Origin of the sequence: Lysinibacillus sp. RC46 (assembly GCF_041262385.1) — a bacterium.
Lineage (GTDB): Bacteria > Bacillota > Bacilli > Bacillales_A > Planococcaceae > Lysinibacillus.
In genome coordinates this window covers 1-17730 of sequence record NZ_JBGCCF010000041.1, presented here as the reverse complement: position 1 = coordinate 17730, position 17730 = coordinate 1, and the positions used below count along the sequence as shown (strand labels likewise).

Below are 17730 nucleotides of genomic sequence, written 5' to 3'. Positions count from 1 at the left end.
AGTGAAGGACAAAATGACATTACAGCAAGAAATCATTAAGGAATTACGTGTGTTACCTACTATTAATGAACAGGAAGAGATTCGCAAATCCATTGATTTTTTAAAGGAATATGCGCGTCGCTATAGCTTTGTAAAGGGATTTGTTCTTGGGATATCAGGTGGTCAAGACTCCACGTTAACTGGAAAATTAACGCAGCTTGCAGTTGATGAATTAAATGCCGAGGTGGGAGAAGCGAAGTACTCATTTTGGGCTGTTCGTTTACCATATGGTGTGCAAGTGGATGAAAAGGATTGTCAGGATGCGATTGACTATATAAAACCTACGAAGACTTATGCGGTCAACATTAAAGATGCAGTCGATGCAAGTGTTAGAGCATTAACGAATGCAGGTATTGAACTAAGCGATTTTTCCAAAGGGAACGAAAAGGCACGTGAGCGAATGAAGGTGCAGTATTCTATTGCTGCTATGAATAATGCTGTTGTGCTAGGGACCGATCATGCTGCGGAGGCAATTACAGGTTTTTACACAAAATTTGGGGATGGTGGTGCGGATTTAATGCCAATCTTCCGTCTCAACAAGCGTCAGGGTAAGCAGTTACTAGCTGCGCTTGATTGCCCGGAGCATTTATATTTAAAGGTACCAACTGCGGATTTAGAGGAAGATCGACCTTCATTACCAGATGAAGTAGCTCTTGGTTTAACGTATGACCAAATTGATGATTATTTGGAGGGGAAGGAAATCCCTGAAGATGCTCGTAAAACATTAGAAGGGCACTATTTACGTTCACAGCACAAACGTCATATGCCAATTACAATATTTGATGATTTTTGGAAGTGATATTTATAAGGTTCATCACTTAAAGATAAATGATAATTATTGAAAAATATCCCATTGCATATAAGTTGATTGGAGTGGAGGCTAGGCGACTCCTTGGGGATCAGCAATAGAGGAACGAAGGCTAAAATCATCACGTCCTGTGATAACGCCTTCGTGACCAGCATCGTGCTGGCCCGAGACCCTGGAGCGAGCAGATAGGGGAACGAAGGCTAAAAGCATCACATCCTGTGATAACGCCTTCGTGACCAACATCGTGTTGGCCCAAGCGGCTCATCGTACGCCCCCAGGAAGCTTTGCTCTGTGCGAAAGCGAAGCGTCAGCAACAAAGCGCCCAGCCGGAACGGAAATCAACCCCACGCTATGAGTAATATTTAGGAAAAGAGTTATGAGAAAAAGTGGAAAATATTTTTTCTTATAGCTCTTTTCTATTTTTTTTAAGCAATTTGGTTCTGTATTATTAAGTTCAAGCATATAATGTCGATATATATACCTACAAAGTTGATAAAAAGTAAAGGAGGGTAATTATATATGAGGACTTCTAGAGTAAGTTCGACGACTAGTAGTATATTTCGTAACGAACAACAGTATTTACATGCTGGGGATTTAAGTCATAATTTTGGACAAAATCCGAAACGACAGTTTAAAAATAGTCTGCAAAAGAATAAAGATAAAAAGAATATCGGTAAAACTAGACAAATTCAGCAGCAACGTCCTAATAATATAGCAGCTAGTTATGTGGACAGTGCTTACAATTTACAAATACGCAATGAATTAAATGAAACTGCCGTTAAGTTAAGTCTTGTCAGCAAGCAAAAGAAGCTTCTCAATAGTTACCGTTCTTCTATATAACATCGTAAATCAAACTCTCTACATCATTCTGGATGTAGAGAGTTTTTTTAGACTTTAAATGAGTATGATTTCCGTTTCAAGCTATACCTTTTCCTGTAGACCAAGAAATCATTTGTTGTTTCGCTTCGTTAGCACTACGCTTCGCACAAAAAACATCTTGTTGCTGTGGCTTCGTTAGCACTACGCTTTCGCGAAAAAAACATCTGTTGGCCCGAGACCCTGGAGCGAGCAACGCGAGTGAAGCGGCTCATCGGACGCCCCCAGGAAGCTCTGCTCTGCGCGAAAGCGAAGCGTCAGCGGCAAAGCGCCCAGTCGGAACGGAAATCAACCCCTTGTTGTGCCGAAGAGCTATTAATAGGACCTTAATTAATCCTGAATATAAGTTGTAGAAAATGGAAATAATATATTTTTTATTCAAAATATTTGAAGTCAAGATGTTCAATGAATATTCAAGGTAATTTTTCCAATACTTCACAGCGATTTTTAACTTATTTCACAACTTACCTGTAAAGTATGTAATAGAAACAGAAAAAACGAAATAATGGGGGAAGCAATTGTGAAAAAAATATGGTTACCTGCATTTGCAGCATTACTTTTACTCGCGGCGTGTGGTACAGAAAAAGATCAAGTTAAGAAAGAAGAGTCTAAGCAAGATGTTACAACAAGTGAAGCAGAAGCAAAGGATAAAACTACACAAGTCGCTTCTTTAGTGGATCCGCGTTTACAAGAACCAAAAGAAGGTACAATGTGTGAAATGTGTAATATGAAAGTGTATTTGAAAGACGAAGATATGGGTGAATTCTCTACTCAAGCAATAAAAGAGGATGGGACAATTGCCTTTTATGATGACATAGGTTGTTTAGTAAATGCCGAGGTTGCAAATAATGAAAAGAACGAAAAATTTGTACGTGATCATATCACAAAAGATTGGGTAAAGGTTGAAGATGCAACGATCGTTAAAACCGACCTAAAATCTCCGATGAATTGGGGATATATTTATTTCAAAGATAAAGCTGATGCAGACAAATATATCGCTGACAATCCAACTGCACATGTAGAGGAATTACAAAAAATTAAAGACGATGCATTAGAGCGTCGTAATAAGAAAATGAAAGAAAAAGCTGAAAAAGAAGCCAAAGGTGAATCTGATTCTATGCATATGGAAGAAAAGAAACCTGATGGTCATGGTCATTAATCGAATGGACTAGGGGAAATTCCTCTAGTCTTTTCGTGCTGAACTGGGAGGTAAGGATTGGTGAAAAAAATAGGGTTTGCCTTATTATTTTTTCTATTTATGAGTCAGACAGTGCACGCCGATTTTAATGTACAGGAAGCCATTAATGTAGCAAAGCCTGGGGAGGTCGTTCATATTCCTGCTGGTCGTTACCAAGGTAATTTTATTGTGACAAAACCGATAACACTACAAGGTGAAGAGGGAACGGAACTTATCGGCGAAAGAGGCAACCCTACACTCCGAATTGAAAACACTGCTAATGTCACTGTGGAAAATATAACGTTATCAGGGAAAAATAAAGCGATTGTAGCCAGTACTGTAGATGGACTTGAGTTACGTAAGTTACAAATTAAAGATGTTCATACAGGTGTCCATATACAACTTTCCAAAAATGTACACATACATGATATCAATGTGACTGGTATCGAAGGTCATTATTCCAAAAAAGGTAATGGGGTGGCTATTTATAAGAGTGAGGACATTACCATCGAAGGCAATACTGTTGAGCAAGTGCAGGACGGAATTTATGTAGAAGAGGTAAAGCATATTGTTGTTCAACGTAATAAGGTGACGAGCAGTCGTTACGGTACACACTTTATGTATACGAGTGATGTTGAAGCACTTTTCAATACATATGCTCAGAATGTGACTGGCCTTATGATTATGATGACAACAGATATATTCCTTGAGAATAATATAGTAGCTAATCATTTTGATTTTAATGGCTACGGTATGCTGCTGTATGATGTACAGCAAGCCAAAATTAAACATAACACGATTAAAAATAACCGAACTGGTGTGGCAATGCAGAAAAGTTCAAATATCCGAATTGAAACAAATGATTTTCAGATGAACCAAACAGCCATTGAAGGTACAAAGGTAAGTGACGACACAATGGCTAGTAGTAATAACTTTACAGGTAACATTTTAACTGCGCGCTCCGATAAGCAAGGCTTTCGACTAGTAAATAATTATTATGATGATTACTCAGGGATTGACTTAAAAGACAATGGTATCGGTGATATTCCATATGTGGCTGTGTCGAGCTTTGGTCAATGGATGGTACGCCAGCCTGTTTACCAATATTTCGTGGCATCTCCGAGCGTCATTTTATTGACATCGCTGGATCAGCAAATTAATAAAACTGAAAAGAATATGCTTGTTGATAATACTCCCAAATTGGCGATGAAGCATGTGAACGAGAAGGCCAAGATGAATGTGGTGCAAATGCTAGTAGGTTTATTCTTGACATTAAGTAGTTTATGGCTATGGAAAAGAGGAATAACAGAATGAAAAAATGGATGATGATTGTAATGCTATGTTGCGGTGCTTTGATGGGCTGTAGTGAAAAAACATATGAGCCTCGTGAAATAGTTAGTGAAACCGATGTTTGTAAAATTTGCAATATGAGTATAGTTCACAATGCATATGCTGGTCAGATTGCGTTGAAGAATGGTGATTATGAAATTTTTGATGATATCGGCTGTCTAATGGAATATATAGAAGCGAATGGGGAAGCTGAGATTGGAGCAGCCTTTATTAAAGATGCAGCAAAAAATGAATGGATTGACGTTTTTAACGCTGTGTATGTATACAACAAGGATTATTGGACTCCGATGAATTATGGGGTAGTTGCGCTTGATTCGAAGGAAGCGGCACAGGAGTGGATGACTAAAGAGGGAGAAGGTCAGCTGCTAGCCTATAAGGATTTACATGACTTTAAATGGGGGATCCATAAGTGATGTATAGTATGTTTATTAAACTAGAATTAAAGCAAATGCTTAGAAGTCGTTGGATGCAACTTGTAGGCATACTTTTCACATTCGTTTTTACAGCTATCATTGTTATACAGCAAATGGCATTACCAGATGTAGAGGGTTTTACAAGACAGACAGCCTCGTTTTTAAATGTATTGTTGTTTTTATTGCCTCTGTTTATTTTAACAATCGGTAGTATGAGTATCGCAGGTGATGTGGAATCAGGCTGGTTTTCATTATTAAAGACATATCCGATGACGCGTACGCAGTATATTGCAGGAAAGTATATTGCCTCTGTGCTTGCCTTTTTATTAGTCGTTGTCGTGGCATTTGGCGTAATTTTAGCACTTGGTGGATTTCTTGGCGGAGTGCGTTTGCCAGTTATTTTCATTATTCTAACTTTGCTATGTATCTTCATTTTTGTGTCATTGGCTATTGCCGTAGGAGCTTTTGCAAAAACAAGATTATTTGCACTGTCGTTATCACTTGTCTTTTGGTCCATTTTTTTATTGCTAATTTCTTACGCTTTAATGGCTATTGGAACGATCGTGGCGGGGCATATTCTTCAAAAACTGACGATTATAGCGATACATATTAATCCTGTGGAGTGGCTGCGCTTTGGTTACTTTATTTTTACAGATCAGGCTAGTGTGCTCGGACCTGCATTTTATAAAGTAACGCAGTTTTATTCGTCACCACTAGGTTACGCAGTCTACGTAGCTGTGACATTGCTTTGGATAGTATGTCCGCTAGCTTACACTAGCTTGCTTTTAAAGAAAGGGGAAAGAAGATGATGCTTTTAGAAACAAAGAAGTTATCGAATATCTATGATAATAATAGAGGTCTTCATGAAGCCTCCTTTTCTTTACAGGCGGGGCGTATTCTAGCGCTTGTAGGAGGAAATGGTGCTGGAAAGAGTACTTTAATTCGCCTGCTAACTGGGCAAGAAAAGCAAAAATCTGGAGAAATAATATGGCATAAACCACAAGCTATTCGATATATGCCTGATGATGTGGACTTTCCGTCTATGTTAACAGCGGCAGAAATTTTGCAGCTACTTGCCTCTTTAAAGAAAATTAGCAAAAAGGAACAGGAAGATGTACTGAGACGCGTAGCTTTATGGGATGTTCGAAAACAAAAAGTGAAGCATTTCTCAAAGGGGATGCGTCAACGGCTTAATCTCGCTCAAAGTTTGCTTGGTGAGGGTTCTTTGCTTATTTTAGATGAGCCTACGAATGGTCTTGATCCTTTTTGGATTGCGGAGCTGAAAAAAATGATGCTAGAGGAAAAAGCAAGGGGCTGTACTGTAATTTTTTCTACGCATTTGCTTGCTTTTGCGGAGGAAGTAGCGGACGATGTGTTAGTTTTACATGAAGGAAATATCCTTTTTTCTGGTGAATTAGAGGAAATACTTTTACAAGAAAATTCATCTTCGTTAGAGAATTTATGGTTAAAAAAATTAAATCTGTAACATTTTGATAGGTAATGACGTTATACTAAAAGTTAGGTTTGTTTGAATTGTATTCAGACAAGCCTTCTTTTTCATGCTGAAGTATTATTATTTTTTTCGCTAAGTGCTCGAGCTATAGGGATGAGGCAATAGATGAATGTTTCATACTAATTGTGTTACTAAACATATTTCGTTATTCTTAAAGAAGTTGTCATGCAATTCAAATAATTGCTGGAATTGAAATAGGAGGTTTTTTGATTTATGAATTCACAAATACAAGGTGTATTAGAAAATATAGAAAAAGTAATGATAGGCAAAAGAGAGGTTGCAGAGCTCAGCATAGTAGCTTTGCTGGCAAGGGGGCATGTCTTGCTTGAGGACGTACCAGGTGTCGGTAAAACGATGATGGTGCGAGCGCTGGCAAAATCCTTTGATGCACAGTTTAAAAGGATTCAATTTACACCTGATTTATTACCGTCTGATGTTGTAGGAGTATCTATTTATAATCCAAAAACGTTGGAATTTGAGTTTCGACCTGGTCCGATTATGGGGGATGTCATTTTAGCTGATGAAATTAACCGTACGTCTCCAAAAACACAATCTGCTTTACTTGAGGGGATGGAGGAAGCATCTGTCACGATTGATGGTAAAACCTTAACAATCAATCAACCATTTTTCGTTATGGCCACTCAAAATCCAATTGAGCATGAAGGAACATATCCGTTACCAGAAGCACAGCTGGATCGTTTCTTACTGAAAATAAAAATGGGCTATCCTTCAAGAGGTCAAGAAGTAGAAATACTTCGTCGTGCTGAACATGGTAAACCAATTGAAAAAATTGAAGCGGTGCTAACAGCTGCGCAATTAAATGAATTGCAGGAGCTTGTACAGGGTGTGTATGTTGAAGATTCGGTCAAAAACTATATGGTCGAACTAGCGACTCAAACAAGGGAAAATAGCTATATATATTTAGGCGTAAGTCCTCGCGCAACGATTGCTTTAATGAAAGCTTCACAAGCTTATGCATTTATAAAAGGGCGTAGCTATGTTACACCTGATGATGTTCAATATTTAGTACCATTTGTTTTTAGCCATCGTCTAGTATTAAAACCAGATGCCCGTTACGATAACGTTACGGCAGAGGAAATTATTGAGCGAATTATTGCGAAAACACCTGTGCCGACAAAGAGGTTTGCTGAGCAATGAAGAAATGGCGAGCTTTAATGGAAAAAAGTAAACATTTCTTATTAGTATCTTTGTTAATGATCATAACGTTTTGTTATGCCATGTTCCAAGGTGGGTTTGTCAGCTGGTTTGTGTTTTTTACAGTTAGTCCGTTTTTGTTATACGCATTTATTTTCTTACTGGTGAAAGAAGATATTTTACTAGTGGAACGCAAAATTGAGCCATCCCATGTAGAGAGTGGACAATCTGCTAAGGTTACCATTACGGTGGAACGAAAAACACGCTTTCCGTTTGCTTATATGATGATGGAGGAACTTGTGAACAGTGAAGCCCTTGTTCAATCGAGGGTGCAAGGAACGAATAGCATTAAGTTCGTTGGCTTCGGGAAAAAATTTAGCTGGGATTACGTGTTGGAAAATATGTCCCGTGGCGAGCATCGTTACTTAGGTGTTAATATTGTTTTCTGTGATTTTTTTGGCTGGGCAAAAAAGAAAGTTGCGGCAGAAAAGGAACAAGTCATTTTAGTTTACCCGAGAGTACGTGAGATGAAGTATGCCGCGCTTCAAACAAAATTTGATGTTGGTACAATGATGTCACCTTATTCAATTGTTAAGGATACATCCATGGCTGTTGGCTTACGTGAGTATGTTCCAGGTGACCGTTTTTCGTGGATTCACTGGAAATCATTTGCGAAAACACAAACATTGCAATCTAAGGAATTTGAAGATCGTCAATCGCAGGAGTTAATGTTGGTACTTCATGCTGGAAAATCTCCGTTATTTGAAGAAAAAATTGAGCTTGTAGCTTCGATGCTACAAACAATTGTCGGAGAACGTGGAGATATTTCATTTGTTTCAGCTGGTTCGAAAACGAAGGTCTTTCCGATTATCCAAGGTAATAAGCAGCTAGATCAAGTAATGCATCATTTAGCTGCTATAAAACCTGCTGAAACGGTCAAATTTCAATTACGAGAGCAGCAAGTGTTTAAGCATGTTGCAACATTACTATATGTTACGAGTGAAGTATCAGATGAATTACTTTATTCTCTAGCCAATATGGTGAAAAGCTGTATTTGTTTTGTAGTAGCAGAGCAGCCACCTATGCAATCAGAGTTGGCGAAGCGTTATAGGCAAATTAAAGTTGTACATGTAAATCCAACAGATTATTACCATCTGTTCACGGAGGTGATGAAGCCGTGAAAAAATCACTAGGAAATTTTATAGAATTAGCAATAGCATACGTAATAATTTTTCTGATTTTACGTGAATGGCTTATTCCTGTAATGCAGCTGACAAATACAGGCTTGGTTCATTTGTTTTTAGTGTTTATCGGTCTAGCATTGATACTCAGCTTATTTCAAATACATCCATTATTATCGGGATTAGTGAAATTTAGTTATATTACTTGGTTTATAGTGTTTGTTTATAGTGAAAGTCCCTTTTTTTCAGGACAGACAATACCATTTCTAATGCATGAATGGAAATGGAATATGACGACCATTCTTTCGGGCGATTTTGGACAAGTATCGGATACATTTAGAACGGTGCTATTCCTTGCGCTTATTTGGATGTTAATATACCTAATTCATCACTGGATAACTGTGCGGAAAAATATATTCTATTTCTTCGCGTTAACGGTATTCTTTATTGCCACACTAGATACGTTTAGTGACTATGATGGAAAGGTAGCAATTGTTAAAGTACTTGTACTTGGATTAATAATGACAGGCTTGCTTTTTGTTAAAAGCTTATGGCTTCAAACAGATGCACCGAGCAATGTAATAGGAAAGTGGAAACTGGTTATTCCGATGATCGTTTCGGTAATGCTTGTTAGTTCAGTGGCATTCTTTTTACCTAAGACAGGACCGACCTGGGCTGATCCAGTGCCTTTTATTAAAGGGGTTGCAGGGCAAGGGGGCTATGGAACAGGTGCAAAAACAGTTGGTTACAGCGAGGATGATAGCCGATTAGGAGGACCGTTTCAAGGTGATAATACACTAATTTTTACTGCAACTTCTCGTGATCGCCATTATTGGCGTATAGATACAAAGGATACTTATACTTCGAAGGGCTGGATTCTTTCGGAGGGGAACTTTGGTAAAAATGTTTACCAAACTAATAGCCCTATCCAAACTTCGTTACAAGTTGGATCTCGAGAAAAAGAACGTCAAATTCAAATAGACATTGCTACTCCAATGCCATTTTTATTGCAAACGTATGGCATGATATCTGTTACTGCCCAAGATTCACCGCTGTTTATTCAGGATGAACACACTGAAAAAATAGCAATAGAACAACAGAATGGTGAATCGAAATTGTTATCTAACTATACGATTTCTTATAGTGAGCCAGAATATAGCATGAAGCAGCTTCAAATGTCTAAAGCATCCACGGTAGAAACATTAGATCCTTCCTTTAACCGTTTTTTACAATTGCCAAATACACTTCCGCCACGTGTCGTGAATTTAGCGAAAAAAATCACACACGATAAGGCTTCAGTATATGATCAAATAAAAGCAGTTGAAAGTTATTTTTCATCTCATGGCTTTAGATACGATAAAAAAGAAGTAGCAATTCCGGCTGAGGGTCAAGATTATGTTGATCAGTTTTTATTTGATACTAAAATTGGCTACTGTGATAATTTCTCAACATCAATGGTTGTCCTCCTACGTTCGGCGGGGATACCCGCACGTTGGGTGAAAGGCTTTGCACCAGGCAAGCCAGGTCGAATAACAGATGGTTTACAGGAGTATCAAATTACAAATGATAATGCACACTCATGGGTCGAAGCATATGTACCTGGAACAGGCTGGATGGAGTTTGAACCGACAATTGGATTTTCTAGAAATATCAATATCAATTATGATATTGAGCAAGACACTCCTCAGCAGGAGCAAGTACTGCAACCAGAAAAAAAACAAGAGCAACCAAAGAAGGAAGAGCAAGAGCCGAAGAAAGAAAAAGCTAGCTCAACGTCGTTTAGTTTTGATTCTGTTTGGACATGGATGAAAAAGCTTACTTATGTATGGATTGCTCTAGGCATTTTGATGATCATCGGTGGCATTGCTTTGTTTATGCAACGTAAAACGTGGATACCTAAAATGCAAGTACGAGCATTTCGTAATAAAGAAGCGGACTGGACAAATTTTGATGCTTCATATCATGTTTTAACGAAGCAATTATCTCGTATTGGATTACGCCGAAAAGATGGCGAAACATTACGTGCATTTGCTACAAGAGTAGATGAGTCGCTAGAGACGGAAGAGATGCAAAAACTGACTGCTGTATATGAACAACATATTTATGGCAAAGATAAACAAGAGGTTGATTTTATGAAACTGAAAGAAAGTTGGGAAAATTTAATCAATCGCACTATCAGTTGATTTTGATGGGTACAAAGAGTAAAATGAAAAAAATTATATATGATGAGGATTGCTTTCATATAAGTTCGATAATAAGGTTCGGATGTTTCTACGAAATCACCGTAAATGATTTCTCTATGAAGGTGAATGTTTTGGTTAGGTGAGAAGGTTAGTAAATCACTTTTCTTTGCTACGCATTCGCCTTTATAAATTAGAGCTTATGAACGCGTAGGAAGTTTTTACTTTCATACGCGTTTTTCTTTGAACATATGAAAAGTCCTTTAAAAATAGTAGAAGAGGTGGAAATATTGTCAGCAAACCCTTTATTAGAGCAAGAAAAAATCGTCGTTCTTGATTTCGGTAGCCAATTTAACCAATTGATTACGCGTCGTATCCGTGAGTTTGGTGTTTTCAGTGAGTTACATCCTCATACGATTACAGCAGAAGAAATTAAAGGTATGAACGCAACAGGTATTATTTTTTCAGGTGGTCCAAACTCAGTTTATGATGAAAATGCCTTCCATGTAGACCCAGCTATTTTCGAATTAGGCTTACCAATCCTAGGTATTTGCTATGGTATGCAATTAATGGCACATACGCAAGGTGGTAAAGTTGAAGGTGCTGAAACACGTGAATATGGTAAAGCGGAAATTAAAGTAACAGCTTCAAACAAGTTATTCGGTAACTTACCAACTGAACAAATCGTTTGGATGAGCCACGGTGACCATGTAACTGAAGTTCCTGCTGGTTTTGAAGTAATCGCAACAAGTGCTGCTTGCCCGGTCTCTGCAATGGCAAATGTTGAACGTAAACTATATGCAGTACAATTCCACCCGGAAGTACGTCACTCTGTATACGGTAACGACTTATTACGTCAGTTCGTCTTCGACATTTGTGGAGCAAAAGGCGATTGGTCAATGGCTAACTTCATTGAACTTGAAATCGCAAAAATCCGCGAAATAGTAGGCGACAAAAAAGTATTATGTGCACTTTCTGGCGGTGTAGACTCATCAGTTGTTGCTGTTCTAATTCATAAAGCAATTGGCGACCAACTAACTTGTATGTTCGTTGACCACAACTTAAACCGTAAAGGTGAAGTTGAGCAAGTTATGAAAACATTCACAGAAGACTTCGACATGAATCTTATTAAAATTGATGCACGTCAACGTTTCATGGATAAACTTGCAGGCGTTTCTGACCCAGAACAAAAACGTAAAATTATCGGTAACGAATTTATTTACGTATTCGATGAAGAAGCAGCTAAACTTGAAGGAATGGACTTCCTAGCACAAGGTACGCTTTACACAGATATCATTGAATCTGGAACATCAACTGCACAAACTATTAAATCTCACCATAATGTTGGTGGTCTTCCAGAAGACATGCAATTCAAATTAATTGAGCCACTTAACACATTATTTAAAGACGAAGTGCGCGCACTAGGATTAGAGCTTGGCCTTGACGAAAAAATCGTTTGGCGTCAACCATTCCCAGGTCCAGGTCTAGGTATCCGTGTACTTGGTGAAGTAACAGAAGAAAAACTAGAAATCGTACGTGAATCTGATTTCATCTTACGTGAAGAAATCGCAAAAGCTGGTCTTGATCGCGACATCTGGCAATACTTCACGGTATTACCTGACATCCGTTCAGTTGGCGTAATGGGCGATGCGCGTACGTATGACTACGCAATCGGTATCCGTGCGGTAACATCTATCGACGGTATGACTTCTGATTGGGCACGCATTCCTTGGGATGTATTAGAGAAAATCTCTGTTCGCCTAGTAAACGAAGTAAAACACGTTAACCGCGTGCTGTACGATATTACATCTAAGCCACCTGCAACTATTGAGTGGGAATAATCCCCTCATTTGATTTCGAATAAAAAGCTAGTCTGATTTTTTTTAGACTAGCTTTTTATTTCTTTTTTTAGCATTAAAAATAAGAAAAGTACACCAATTTCTACGATAAGAGGGACAAAAATAATATTTAAATGGAAGAAAATTACACTTGTCAAAATAGCTATACAAATAAATATTGAACTATATCGATAATTTTTTGATTGATAAAAGAATGAATACGGTAATAAATGTGCACCGTAAATAATTGCATATACAGGTAAGACCCACATAGGTGCTTTAAGTAATAGAAGAATACAAATAATTAAATATAAAATTTGATTGTTTGTTGCAATCAATAGTCCATTAATCAATGGATTTTCTTTATAAAATAAATCAACATTTAATATTTTGGCACAAAGAATTGAAACAGGAAACAGCAATGCACCACAAGATAAAATACCAATATTTTTTATCATTAAATCTAAAGGTAGCAACGCGATTATTGTGATAACTCCCCAAATAAATATTGAGGCCATTATAAAAGGAAGCCCCTTCTTTTGTTTCTGAGCAATATCGTTTAATAGTACTTGTAAGCTAGTATTGAGGTTCATTTCAGTCTCCTTAATTTTCAAGCGATCTATTCAAACTATCCGCTATTTTTTTATTTTCATATTTTGAGAAAAAATAAAATCCGATGATATGACCAATCAACGTTATCAATAAAATTAGCAATAAATAAGGTTTGATAATTGCAAATGCTTTCAGTGAAAAAAGATATACACTTCCTAAGCAACAGAAGAAATTCAAAAAAGTACTAATAGTAATTTTAGATGTTACTTTTAATGTTGAGTAATTCCACAAATATGGATAAGCTATACCAAAAACAATCCCCATCAGAACACTAATACCAATTAAATTCCAAATGTAAAGAAAGTTGACTGTTTCTTCGTGAAGATTAAAAATAGTAATTAAGAAAACAATCCAAATCAACCCCAAAAATGAAACGTATAAAAAGCTATTTTTTAAGTCTTTTATCATATCAATTTCTCCTTAATAGATTTTGCATAATGTCTACTGACAATATACTTATTTTGTTGTTTTGTAATAACTTCCAATCTAGCATGACTTCCCGAAGCAAATGAGCGTATTTGCTTCAAATTCAAAATCATTGAATTATTGATTCTAACCAATCCGAAAGACTCCAAGTAAGATAATTCTTTTAAAATCTTATTCAACAATAGCTCTGTACCATCTATTAAAAAGACTTTGCTAAAATGACCAGATGCTTCAATTACTTCGATGTCATTGAGTTCAATCATAACCTGCCGATTTGTTTTGAAATCTGTTGCGCTTAATGTTATAGATTGAAAAAAATGCTGCTCAATTGTAGAAAGCAATTCTTTATTCGATGGATTACTGATAATCTCAATTTCAGAAGATGATTGATTGTTTTTCCAAATGTAGTTGAATTTCATGTGGATCTCCTTTCTGTTTTAATCGTAGCAACACTTCTCAGAACTTACGATGATTTTTCGTTTTGTTGCAAAAAAAATAGGCTTTGTTACAGATTTTCCAAACAGGAAAGCCCAATCCTTCAGGTGTGGGATGAGTGTGAGGTCGGATATGGAGTGCCGAAAGGTTTGTGGTGCTTCAAGTATCCGAAAATTCCACTCTTTTTTGTATATGAGTGTATGTTTTTATGGAATTAGGGATTGGGAAAGTAGAGGATGTTAAGCTGCAATATATTACAGACCTTGAAATTCTTTCTTTAAGGATAATACTTTCGAAGCGTTAGGTATAGTAAACTAATGAATATAAATAGGACTCTATGTAGTTGTTTAGTTTAGGGGGGACAGAAATGGAAAAAAATATAGCGATGATTCACACACTTGCTATTGGTATGCCGAAAGAGTTGCATTATAGTAATGGGCGCTCAATGATTACAGGGATTGAAAAAAAAAAGTACAAGAAGTATATTTGTCCGTTCGTGGATTTGAGGGGGACGATGTAGCAGATAAAAAACATCATGGCGGTCCTGACCGTGCCGTTTGTTTATATCCTGCGGAGCATTACATACAATGGGAACAGGAACTTGGTAAACCGTTGCCGACAGCAGCATTCGGTGAAAACTTAACAGTAACGAATATGTTGGAAGCGGAAATTTGCATTGGTGATATTTATAAAATAGGTGATGCTGTCATCCAAGTTACCCAAGGACGTGTACCTTGTAGTACGATTGATAAATATACTGAGGCGAACATATTACTCAAACGTTTAATTGAAACAGGTTATACAGGCTTCCTTGCTCGTGTACTGAAAGAAGGGACAATCTGTGCAGATTCAAAAATTGAATTAGTGAAAAAGCACCCTGAACGAATTTCAATTTTACATTGCAACGAAGTGTATTTTAAAAACAAAGATGCACTTGCGATGAAACGTATACAAGCAGTTGATGCATTAGCGGAAGATTGGAAACAAAAATTAGCAAAAAGAATTCAGCTTTTGCAAAGTAAAGTGATGAATTAAATATATGTAGATCAAGGGAGTTTTCTTGTAATTGATGTAATCAATTATGCCTCGGCATAATTGCGTGCGGAATCAGCTTTGTGTTTAGGCATGCATATGTTTTTTGTGCGAAAGCGCAGTGTTAACGTAGCGACAGCAACACGAAGTTGGTCACTCAGTCGTGTGTTGTTACTGACGCTACAGAAAGTAATTGTAGCTGACGCTTCGCTTTCGCTACAGAAAATAATTGCTGAAAGAAGTTAAAATCCTCTAGAATTCGAATGGATCCTAGGGGATTTTTTTATTTAAAACGTTCAGTACTGACCTGTTTATGCAACGATTTTTTAAAATGTGAACATTAAATAATGATTTTACACGAACTTTCGTGTATTTTTTATAAAAAATGTTCGGAAATAGGGTTGAAATCTGAAAAGTGAAATGATATATTACGATTGTAAATTAAATATGTCGTCGTATAATGTCGGGGATAAGGCCCGTGAGTTTCTACCAAGTTACCGTAAATAACTTGACTACGATTTTAGTTATATATACCAATGTATAGACACTAATTGATTTCACGCTATAGTAATGGTGATGAAATGTATCGTAGACATGCGACTAGTAGAGTAGTCAGCGTGTTTTTTTTGTTTTCGATATTGAAGACGACCATACGGAGGATTTCTTTAAAATGAAAAAGTATTTCATGTTCGATGAATTAGGAACTAATTATCGCCGCGAAATAATAGGTGGTATTACTACATTCCTTGCTATGGCTTACATTTTAGCTGTTAACCCTGGTATGTTAGAAAATGCAGGAATGGATAAAGGTGCTGTATTCGTAGCTACAGCATTAGCAGCTGCAGTCGGTTCTCTAATTATGGGTATTTTCGCTAAATTCCCAATTTCACTTGCTCCTGGTATGGGCTTAAACGCATTCTTCGCTTTCACTGTAGTTGGAGCGTACGGTATTCCATGGCAGACTGGTTTAACAGGTGTTTTTTTCTCAGGTGTTATCTTTATCATTCTTTCGTTAACAGGTATTCGTGAAACAGTAATTAATGCAATTCCAGTACAACTTAAATATGCAGTTTCAGCAGGTATTGGTTTATTTATAACATTTGTTGGCTTACAAGGAGCGGGCATTATAACAGATAGCAAAGCTACATTGGTGACTTTAGGAACATTCACTGGTCCAACTTTACTAGCTGTATTCGGGATTGTTCTTTCAATTATTCTTATTATTAAACTACGTAGTATTGGTATTTTCTTAGGGATGGTTATAACAGCAATTGTTGGTATGATTACAGGTGTCATTGAGCCTCCTACAGCATTTGTTTCAGCAATTCCGAGTGTAGATTCTACATTTATGGTAGCTCTAGATCCAATTCGTCATGACTTTAGTTCTTTATTAAACGTTAAATTTTTAGTAGTTGTCTTAACATTCTTGTTTGTAGATTTCTTTGATACAGCAGGTACTTTAATGGCAGTTGCAACACAAGCAGGATTAGTAAAAGATAATAAATTACCACGTGCAAGTCGTGCATTGATGGCTGATGCTCTTGCGACAACAATTGGTTCTCTATTTGGTACATCAACAACTACAGCGTATGTAGAGTCAACTTCAGGTGTAGCAGCAGGTGCTCGTTCAGGTTTCTCTGCTGTAGTAACGGCAATACTATTCCTAGTAGCATTATTCTTCTCACCGTTACTTGCTGTGGTAACTCCAGCAGTAACAGCACCAGCTCTAGTTATTGTAGGTGTTCTGATGGTATCTTCATTACGTTTAATTGATTGGGATAAATTCGAGATTGCTGTACCAGCTTTCTTTACAGTAATCATGATGCCTCTTGGTTACTCAATTGCTACAGGTATCGCAATAGGCTTTGTCTTCTATCCAATAACAATGCTTTTAGCGGGTCGCAAAAAAGAAATTCACCCTATGATGTACGGATTATTCTTTGTCTTCCTTGCATACTTTATATGGGTACGCTAAGTATAAATACACAATAGAAATATAAAAAGCACCTACAATTGTTAGAAATGAAACTAACAATTGTAGGTGCTTTTCTTATAAAAACTATAAAAATATAAAACAATTTTATTGATAAAAAATCTTCATCAATTTCTGCAGTAGAAAAGGGAAGTCGCTAATATGAGAAATCAGGAGGAATTTAAATAAGCGTTTATAGTGTTAATTTAGAACTTATAACATTCATGTGTAGTAGATTTATATACTATAGAAGAAACTCCCTTTAGCTCCTTTCAGTGGGTGTTTGTACACCCGCTGAAATAGAGGAACTCGGTCTAAGAACGCCGCGTACTGAGGCAATTTAACTGTGCGAAAGCGAAGCGACAACAACAACAACACGCGACTGAGTAACCAACATCACGTTGGCCTAAAGCCTCCGACCGATTCCGGACGCAATTATGCAGAGGTATAATTGATTTATTTAAAATAGTTTTACTTTAATAATTCACTTGCAAACTTAATATTAAGGTGATATATTTATAAACGTTGTTACGAAAGAAACAACAACAACTAAAAAATACTAACACAAATAGTTGACATAGAGTTAACGACATGTTAAAGTATAGAAAGTCACTTAAATGTGACAAACAAATGAACCTTGAAAACTGAACAAGCAAAACGTAATCAATAAAGTTTTTAGTAGCTAACCTTGAGTTGGTGAACGAAACAAAATTTTGGACATCA

At 37.0% G+C, this 17730-nt stretch carries 15 protein-coding genes, 1 pseudogene and 2 riboswitches; of the genes and pseudogenes, 13 read left to right on the top strand and 3 right to left on the bottom strand.

Translation table 11 applies throughout. The annotated features are described in order from the left end of the window. Positions 1–13 precede the first annotated feature (13 nt). The 11 genes from nadE (at position 14) to guaA (ending at position 12533) form a co-directional block, all read left to right on the top strand. Positions 14–838, top strand: a complete 825-nt coding sequence (nadE, locus tag ABH966_RS24210) for an ammonia-dependent NAD(+) synthetase (RefSeq protein ID WP_370082957.1) — start codon at positions 14–16, stop codon at positions 836–838. A gap of 528 nt (positions 839–1366) precedes the next feature. Next, the gene (locus ABH966_RS24205) at positions 1367–1687 is read left to right on the top strand and encodes an NAD synthetase (RefSeq protein ID WP_370082956.1); all 321 of its coding nucleotides are present in this window, start codon (positions 1367–1369) and stop codon (positions 1685–1687) included. A gap of 556 nt (positions 1688–2243) precedes the next feature. Beyond that, complete coding sequence (locus ABH966_RS24200) at positions 2244–2882, top strand: nitrous oxide reductase accessory protein NosL (protein WP_370082954.1); 639 nt, start codon at positions 2244–2246, stop codon at positions 2880–2882. A gap of 60 nt (positions 2883–2942) precedes the next feature. After that, positions 2943–4214, top strand: a complete 1272-nt coding sequence (locus ABH966_RS24195; protein WP_370082952.1) for a right-handed parallel beta-helix repeat-containing protein — start codon at positions 2943–2945, stop codon at positions 4212–4214. Continuing rightward, positions 4211–4663 (top strand): nitrous oxide reductase accessory protein NosL, encoded by a 453-nt coding sequence (locus tag ABH966_RS24190; protein ID WP_370082950.1) that lies wholly within the window; start codon positions 4211–4213, stop codon positions 4661–4663. Before ABH966_RS24195 ends, ABH966_RS24190 begins: the two co-directional genes overlap by 4 nt. Next, complete coding sequence (locus tag ABH966_RS24185) at positions 4663–5472, top strand: ABC transporter permease (RefSeq protein WP_370082993.1); 810 nt, start codon at positions 4663–4665, stop codon at positions 5470–5472. Before ABH966_RS24190 ends, ABH966_RS24185 begins: the two co-directional genes overlap by 1 nt. Beyond that, on the top strand, positions 5469–6149 hold the full coding sequence (locus tag ABH966_RS24180; protein ID WP_370082948.1) for an ABC transporter ATP-binding protein: 681 nt from the start codon (positions 5469–5471) through the stop codon (positions 6147–6149). The genes ABH966_RS24185 and ABH966_RS24180 overlap by 4 nt, the downstream gene beginning before the upstream one ends. A 240-nt stretch (positions 6150–6389) precedes the next feature. Next, positions 6390–7334 (top strand): AAA family ATPase, encoded by a 945-nt coding sequence (locus ABH966_RS24175; protein WP_370082946.1) that lies wholly within the window; start codon positions 6390–6392, stop codon positions 7332–7334. Beyond that, positions 7331–8512 carry a DUF58 domain-containing protein gene (locus ABH966_RS24170; protein ID WP_370082944.1) on the top strand — a complete coding sequence of 394 codons (1182 nt, stop codon included), beginning with the start codon at positions 7331–7333 and terminating at the stop codon, positions 8510–8512. Before ABH966_RS24175 ends, ABH966_RS24170 begins: the two co-directional genes overlap by 4 nt. Then, a complete protein-coding gene (locus tag ABH966_RS24165; protein ID WP_370082942.1) occupies positions 8509–10695 on the top strand; it encodes a transglutaminase TgpA family protein in 2187 nt (728 codons plus the stop codon). Before ABH966_RS24170 ends, ABH966_RS24165 begins: the two co-directional genes overlap by 4 nt. Before the next feature lie 35 nt (positions 10696–10730). After that, positions 10731–10832, top strand: a riboswitch (purine riboswitch). Positions 10833–10943: 111 nt separating this feature from the next. Then, a complete protein-coding gene (guaA, locus tag ABH966_RS24160) occupies positions 10944–12533 on the top strand; it encodes a glutamine-hydrolyzing GMP synthase (protein ID WP_370082940.1) in 1590 nt (529 codons plus the stop codon). Between the two features lie 47 nt (positions 12534–12580). On the opposite strand, the gene ABH966_RS24155 is transcribed toward guaA, so the two are convergent. Genes ABH966_RS24155 through ABH966_RS24145 form a run of 3 tightly spaced genes read right to left on the bottom strand, consistent with a single transcriptional unit; the run spans position 12581 to position 13987 of the window. Beyond that, positions 12581–13123, bottom strand: coding sequence for a DUF7010 family protein (locus tag ABH966_RS24155; RefSeq protein ID WP_370082938.1), 543 nt, complete (start codon positions 13121–13123; stop codon positions 12581–12583). A gap of 10 nt (positions 13124–13133) precedes the next feature. Further along, positions 13134–13550 (bottom strand): hypothetical protein, encoded by a 417-nt coding sequence (locus tag ABH966_RS24150; protein WP_370082936.1) that lies wholly within the window; start codon positions 13548–13550, stop codon positions 13134–13136. Next, positions 13547–13987, bottom strand: a complete 441-nt coding sequence (locus tag ABH966_RS24145; protein WP_370082934.1) for a LytTR family DNA-binding domain-containing protein — start codon at positions 13985–13987, stop codon at positions 13547–13549. Before ABH966_RS24145 ends, ABH966_RS24150 begins: the two co-directional genes overlap by 4 nt. 383 nt (positions 13988–14370) lie before the next feature. On the opposite strand from ABH966_RS24145, the pseudogene ABH966_RS24140 reads away from it, so the two are divergent. Next, a pseudogene (locus tag ABH966_RS24140) lies at positions 14371–15038 on the top strand (MOSC domain-containing protein). 430 nt (positions 15039–15468) lie between these two features. After that, positions 15469–15570, top strand: a riboswitch (purine riboswitch). A 135-nt stretch (positions 15571–15705) separates the two neighbouring features. Beyond that, entirely contained in the window at positions 15706–17010 is a 1305-nt protein-coding gene (locus ABH966_RS24135) for an NCS2 family permease (protein ID WP_370082932.1), read from the top strand. Positions 17011–17730: the final 720 nt, after the last annotated feature.

What these genes read in the sequence shown, in the direction of transcription:
- nadE (WP_370082957.1), top strand. Translation starts at nt 14, where the DNA reads ATGACATTACAGCAAGAAATCATTAAGGAATTACGTGTGTTACCTACT.
- ABH966_RS24205 (WP_370082956.1), top strand. Translation starts at nt 1,367, where the DNA reads ATGAGGACTTCTAGAGTAAGTTCGACGACTAGTAGTATATTTCGTAAC.
- ABH966_RS24190 (WP_370082950.1), top strand. Translation starts at nt 4,211, where the DNA reads ATGAAAAAATGGATGATGATTGTAATGCTATGTTGCGGTGCTTTGATG.
- ABH966_RS24185 (WP_370082993.1), top strand. Translation starts at nt 4,663, where the DNA reads ATGTATAGTATGTTTATTAAACTAGAATTAAAGCAAATGCTTAGAAGT.
- ABH966_RS24180 (WP_370082948.1), top strand. Translation starts at nt 5,469, where the DNA reads ATGATGCTTTTAGAAACAAAGAAGTTATCGAATATCTATGATAATAAT.
- ABH966_RS24175 (WP_370082946.1), top strand. Translation starts at nt 6,390, where the DNA reads ATGAATTCACAAATACAAGGTGTATTAGAAAATATAGAAAAAGTAATG.
- ABH966_RS24170 (WP_370082944.1), top strand. Translation starts at nt 7,331, where the DNA reads ATGAAGAAATGGCGAGCTTTAATGGAAAAAAGTAAACATTTCTTATTA.
- guaA (WP_370082940.1), top strand. Translation starts at nt 10,944, where the DNA reads ATGAAAAGTCCTTTAAAAATAGTAGAAGAGGTGGAAATATTGTCAGCA.
- ABH966_RS24155 (WP_370082938.1), bottom strand. Translation starts at nt 13,123, where the DNA reads ATGAACCTCAATACTAGCTTACAAGTACTATTAAACGATATTGCTCAG.
- ABH966_RS24150 (WP_370082936.1), bottom strand. Translation starts at nt 13,550, where the DNA reads ATGATAAAAGACTTAAAAAATAGCTTTTTATACGTTTCATTTTTGGGG.
- ABH966_RS24145 (WP_370082934.1), bottom strand. Translation starts at nt 13,987, where the DNA reads ATGAAATTCAACTACATTTGGAAAAACAATCAATCATCTTCTGAAATT.
- ABH966_RS24135 (WP_370082932.1), top strand. Translation starts at nt 15,706, where the DNA reads ATGAAAAAGTATTTCATGTTCGATGAATTAGGAACTAATTATCGCCGC.